1 protein-coding gene is annotated in these 1,750 nt (G+C 46.6%); it reads left to right on the forward strand.

Translation table 11 applies throughout. The features are described 5' to 3' along the window. Window positions 1-105: 105 nt before the first annotated feature. Window positions 106-1,689 (forward strand): IS1182 family transposase, encoded by a 1,584-nt coding sequence (locus ACHA8N_RS17045; protein ID WP_393966421.1) that lies wholly within the window; start codon window positions 106-108, stop codon window positions 1,687-1,689. Window positions 1,690-1,750 lie beyond the last annotated feature (61 nt).

The following is a 1,750-nucleotide window of genomic DNA, read 5'->3' on the forward strand; positions in this document are numbered from 1 at the left end:
TTCGAGGGCCTTCTTCTATGATGAAAAACCGATTTTAAGTAAACAAATAAGGACTGCCTCTGATAAAGTTAAAGTGACCAAACCATAACTATCGGAGGTGTCCTTATGTTTAAAAATTATAACATGAACCAGCTGGTTCTGCCTTTAGATTTAGAAATTCGTCTTCAAGAAAACGATATCGCTTTCGCCGTTCATCATCTTGTCGAGTCCATTCCCGACGATGCCTTTGAACCTTTTACTCGAACGACAGGCTGCCCCGCCTATCATCCACGCATGATGATGAAAATCATTTTATGCGCCTATACGCAATCGGTCTTCTCTGGTCGGAAGATCGAAGGACTCCTTCAAGACAGTCTGCGTATGATGTGGCTCGCTCAAGGGAATGAACCGAGCTATCGTACGATCAATCGCTTTCGAGTGCACCCGGCAGTCACACCTATCCTGAAGCAGGCGTTCGTCACCTTCCGTTGCCATCTCGTCGAGATGGGAGAAATTAAGGAAGAAGCGATCTTCATTGATGGTACGAAACTAGAAGCGAATGCGAATCGATATACGTTCGTCTGGCGAAAATCCGTCGAGCGATATAGTGCGTCGCTCGTCGAAAAGTCTAATCTTCTCTATGAAGAACTCGTCGCACAGGAAATCTTACCGGAGATTGAACGGGAAAGTCCAGACGAACTGACCATTCCTGAACTCGAGTACATCGGTGATGTTTTGGAGGAACGAATCGCGTCTATCAATCAAGAAATCGAGGCAAGTTCAGATACGCAGGAGAGAAAACGGCTTCGTTCCGAACGAAAGCAACCCCATTTTTTTCGAAAAAAGTTCGCTGAGTTCGTGGAAAGAAAAAGGAAGTATGCCGTCCAAAAGGAGACGTTCGATGGACGGAACAGCTATTCGAAGACGGATACGGATGCGACGTTTATGCGGATGAAGGAAGATCATATGCAAAATGGACAACTCAAGCCTGGGTACAACGTGCAGATTGCGACCGAAGGTCAATATACCCTCGCTTATGATGTCTATCCTAATCCAACCGATGCCCGCACGTTCATCCCGTTTTTAGATGAGGTGGCCTCGTACCTTACTTTACCGGAACATATCGTGGCGGACGCCGGCTATGGGAGCCAAGAAAATTATCAGGAGATTCTGATGCGCCGAGGGCGCATTCCGCTCGTTCCCTATACGATGTTTCAAAAAGAGAAGACGCGAAAATGGCGTGATGATCCTTTTAATCTCGCCAACTGGTCCTACGATGAAACGACCGATCACTTTGTATGCCCGAACGGGCGGAGCGTGACGTTCCGTTACATGTCTAAGAGGACGGATCGATATGGTTTTACCCGCGATTTCAAGGTGTACGAAAGTGAGAGTTGTGATGACTGCCCGCTTCGATCCCTCTGTACCAAGGCAGAGAAGGGTCGTCATCGCCAAGTCCGAGTAAACGTTTCGTGGGAAGAGCAAAAGGAACAGGTAAAGGACCTGCTTTCAGATCAAAAAAACGGGAAAATCTACGCGAAACGTAAGATAGACGTAGAACCAGTTTTTGGGAATCTGAAGGCTAATTTGCGTTTCACTCGTTTTTCCGTAAGAGGAAAAGCAAAGGTGAAACGTGAGCTTGGCTTCATCCTTATGGCAGTAAATCTGAGAAAGTGGCTCACCCAAAGTATTGCCCGAGGGGCAATTTAACAAGAGGCGATGAAAAAAATAAGGGATTGCGCATCGTGACGATGGCAATCCCTTATTTTCT

This window comes from Exiguobacterium sp. S22-S28 (assembly GCF_043359615.1).
In the GTDB taxonomy this organism is placed as follows: domain Bacteria; phylum Bacillota; class Bacilli; order Exiguobacteriales; family Exiguobacteriaceae; genus Exiguobacterium_A.

What these genes read in the sequence shown, in the direction of transcription:
- ACHA8N_RS17045 (WP_393966421.1), top strand. Translation starts at nt 106, where the DNA reads ATGTTTAAAAATTATAACATGAACCAGCTGGTTCTGCCTTTAGATTTA.